Here is a 3472-nt window from a genome sequence, read left to right on the forward strand (position 1 = left end):
CCGCATGGAGAGCTGCCCGCTGATCACCTAGACCGAGTCTGGCCAGACACCGGTCCTACGGGAATCGTCTAGCAGCCGCAAGACGGGCGAGGACGACGGACGCCACAGTCCCAGCTCGCGTCCGTTCCACGTCGTTTCGCAGCTGCAGACCTCTACAGCCGGCTGGGGTGACTCACAGAAGTCGGCGAAAGTGACTAGTCATGTCGTGCGCGAAACAGTCCAAACGGTCTATATCAGGACAGGGCCTGCGCTCGTAGTGTCCTCCTTGGGCCTGTGGGGGGTCCGCATGATCGGGGCCGGTGGGACGGCCCGGGTCGGCTCGGTAGTCATGGGAGGCGCCGGGCCGGGAGGGGTGATTGTAATGAGTGATGTCGCAACGGTGGGTCTGTGGGTGGACGAGTGGGCCAGGGAGGCCAACTGCGCCGGCCAAGACCCTGAGACGTTGTTCGTCCGGGGCAAGGCCCAGCATGACGCAAAGGCCGTCTGCAAGACGTGTCCGGTCCTCGCGCAGTGCCTGGCTGAGGCCTTGGACAGCAGGACGGAGTTCGGTGTGTGGGGAGGCATGACCGAGCGGGAGCGCCGAGCGCTGCTCCGGAAGCGGCCCGACATCACCTCGTGGAAGTCTGCCCTTCGCGCAGGAATGGCGTCACAGGCCAGGTAGGCGCGCTTAATCGGCGATGCGAGCCGATCTGCAGACCGGTTCGTGACCGTCCGGTCGGTGGGAGATCGCGGCCCCGTCGCAGGGAGCAGATCCTCGGCACCAAGCGGGACGCGCCGCTCCTCTGCGCGACAGGACGGCCATACGGAGCGCCTAAAGAGGAGATAACCCATGCCAGAAGGCACCCCTCACGTTCAGGGGACAGATGATCCCGCACCGCCGCCGCGGCACGACCTCGTCGACGATCAGCTGCTCGAGGAGATCGAGCTCCTTGTTGACGTGATCACCCGAGTCGCCGAGCACGCCGGGTACCTGTCAACTCACGAGGTGGACTCCGTCCTGGGCCTGCCCAGCGTTGCCCACAGAGCCTTCCGTGTCCCGGAGGACAAAGATGCCTTCGCCCTGCACGCCGTAGACCTAACAGGCGCCAACGCCGTTGGAGGGCGCTGTCCTTGAACGTATGGCCGTAATCGGACGGCCGCGGCCTCCATCCCGTCAACGCGCCTGGCCTTCATCGTGGCTGGGCTGCCGCCCGATAGCCCGTCGCACCCCGCATCATCCACGAGGCAGACACGGTGACCATCGGACCTCGCCTTGCCGACGAAGACCAGCTCATTGCCACGGCCGTTAACAGGGGTCTGTGCACCCGCTCGGGCGCCAGCTCATCAGGGACGAGGAGTGTCACTCGTCGGTTGTAGGTGCCCTCGTGCAGAACCTCAGCGCCTCGTCCTCGGGCACGATCCAAGCTCTGCGCGGAGTGCTCACACTGGGCGGTGTCACCTAGCGCGATGCGTCTTTTCGCCGCCTGCAGACCGGGCCAAAACTCTGGAACCGGGTCTACCGTCGATGCGCCCCAGGTGCCCGGCTGCGTCGGCGGCGGACTGGCCTGGGCCGTTTCCCAGGTCGCCGCGTGAGGTGCCCCATGACCAGTACAACCATCCTTCTGCCGTTCCAACCCGCGAGCATGTCCCAGGCCCAGTTGGCGGCGGTCTCGTTCTTGGCCCGCTACGCCGGGCACACGCACGCCCTCTACGCCTTCCAACTCCAGCAGTGGTTCGCCTGGTGCGAGACCAACGGGCTCGACCCCTTGCTGGGGATACAGCGGGGGCACATCGAGCTGTACATCCGCCAGCTCGGGGACCGCGGGCTGATGGACTCCTCGGTCGTCACGATGATGCACGCTGTCCGCGGCTACTTCCGCTTCGCGCACATCGACGGCCTCATCCCCGCCGACCCAGCCGTCTACGCGCGGCTACCGAAGATCCACCGCGACGAGTCCCGAACGCAGGGACTGGACCGGCTCGAACTGATCCGCTTCCTGCAAGTCGCCCAAACGATCACAGTCCATCACGGCGCGCTGGCCTACCTGCTCGGTATCAACGCTCTGCGCGCCTCCGAAGCCGCCGCCGTGCGGATCGAGGACTACGCCGACACCCTGCGCGGCCACCGAGTCCTGCACCTGGTCGGCAAAGGCAACAAACCCGCGACCATGCCCGTGACCGTCCCCGTCCTCCGCGCGCTCGAGGCCTGCCGCGGCAACCGGACCAGCGGGCCCCTGGTGCTGCGACCCGTCTCGGGCAAGCCGATCGACCGACGCGACGTCTACCGGATGGTCGCCCGGATCTCGAAGGAAGCCGGAATCCCCCGCCACCTCAGCCCCCACTCGCTGCGGCACGCCGCCATCACCAACGCCCTCGACGCCGGCGTCCCGCTGCGCGACGCTCAGATCCTCGCCCGGCACGCCGACCCGCGAACCACCGAGCACTACGACCGCGCGCGAGGCAACCTCGACCGACACGGCGTCCACTTCCTCACCGCATACGTCGCGGGTGTGTGAGCTCCCGCGACCACTCCTTCTGGCGGTGTCATGCGGTCGGAAACGGCGCCCCCGCTCTGCCTGACGCACAGTGCCCCGGACCGGTCCTGCCCTCCGACGGCAAGGGAAGCCACGCCTAAGCGGCAAGGACGAAGGGGCGGCTCGTGTGTTCCAGCCAGCCCCCTTTGGGGTGGTACTGCATGTAGTACCATTGAAGGGTGGCCTCAGTCGAGTCGATCGTTAACGCGATGCGCCACAACCAGCAGAACATCGCCTACAAGGACCTCCACAAGGTCTGCGAACACTACTTCGGGAGCCGCGCCAGACAGGCACCTCGCATGCAGTGTTCAAGACGCCGTGGCGCCGCGACCCACGCGTCAACATCCAGAACGCCAAAGGCAAAGCCAAGCCCTACCAAGTACGCCAAGTGCTCAAAGCGATCGATGAGAAGGAGAGAAAGTGATGGACACGCTAGAGCGGCCGCACATTGAGGTGTCTCACTACACCTATCGCGTTGCTTGGTCAGTAGATGACGACGAGTTCGTCGCCACCGTCGTGGAGTTCCCTTCCTTGTCTTGGCTAGCCCCCTCCCAGATCGAGGCCCTCGAAGGACTCGAGACCCTGCTTGCGGACGCGATCGTCGATATGCAGGAAGAGGGTGAGGACGTGCCGAAGCCAATAGCCGAACGCAGTTACTCCGGCAAATTCAACGTCCGGCTGGGCGAGAAGCTGCACCGAGACGTCGCGCTACGCGCGGCCGAGGAGAACCTGAGCATCAACCAATGGGTCGTTCGAAAGCTCATGGCCGACTGCTGAAGGACGCCCGCGAGCGTCCAGCTCTCCCTGATTGCGGAGTTCTGGCCTGCGTCATTCCGGCTCCCTTCTGTTGTCAACCGGTGGCGTCGAGTGTGTTGATGCGGTCGGTCTTCCGTGGCGTGGGTGCCGGGCGTAGCGTCGGTTGTGCGGGTCCGGGAAGTGGCTGATCCGAAGTGTCGATG

The 3472-nt window shown here is 65.7% G+C and carries 4 protein-coding genes; all 4 read left to right on the plus strand.

The features are described 5' to 3' along the window. The first annotated feature begins 361 nt into the window (after nt 1-361). Complete coding sequence (locus ACFQU3_RS20390; RefSeq protein WP_385913180.1) at nt 362-661, plus strand: WhiB family transcriptional regulator; 300 nt, start codon at nt 362-364, stop codon at nt 659-661. 168 nt (nt 662-829) lie between these two features. Then, entirely contained in the window at nt 830-1114 is a 285-nt protein-coding gene (locus tag ACFQU3_RS20395) for a hypothetical protein (protein ID WP_385913182.1), read from the plus strand. A 466-nt stretch (nt 1115-1580) separates the two neighbouring features. After that, nucleotides 1581-2495 (plus strand): tyrosine-type recombinase/integrase, encoded by a 915-nt coding sequence (locus tag ACFQU3_RS20400; protein ID WP_385913184.1) that lies wholly within the window; start codon nt 1581-1583, stop codon nt 2493-2495. Nucleotides 2496-2936: 441 nt separating this feature from the next. Next, nucleotides 2937-3290, plus strand: coding sequence for a type II toxin-antitoxin system HicB family antitoxin (locus tag ACFQU3_RS20405; RefSeq protein ID WP_385913186.1), 354 nt, complete (start codon nt 2937-2939; stop codon nt 3288-3290). Nucleotides 3291-3472: the final 182 nt, after the last annotated feature.

This window comes from Terrabacter sp. GCM10028922, from assembly GCF_042666095.1.
In the GTDB taxonomy this organism is placed as follows: Bacteria; Actinomycetota; Actinomycetes; order Actinomycetales; family Dermatophilaceae; genus Terrabacter.

Coding starts and splice junctions, on each gene's coding strand:
- ACFQU3_RS20400 (WP_385913184.1), top strand. CDS start 1,581: ATGACCAGTACAACCATCCTTCTGCCGTTCCAACCCGCGAGCATGTCC.
- ACFQU3_RS20395 (WP_385913182.1), top strand. CDS start 830: ATGCCAGAAGGCACCCCTCACGTTCAGGGGACAGATGATCCCGCACCG.
- ACFQU3_RS20390 (WP_385913180.1), top strand. CDS start 362: ATGAGTGATGTCGCAACGGTGGGTCTGTGGGTGGACGAGTGGGCCAGG.
- ACFQU3_RS20405 (WP_385913186.1), top strand. CDS start 2,937: ATGGACACGCTAGAGCGGCCGCACATTGAGGTGTCTCACTACACCTAT.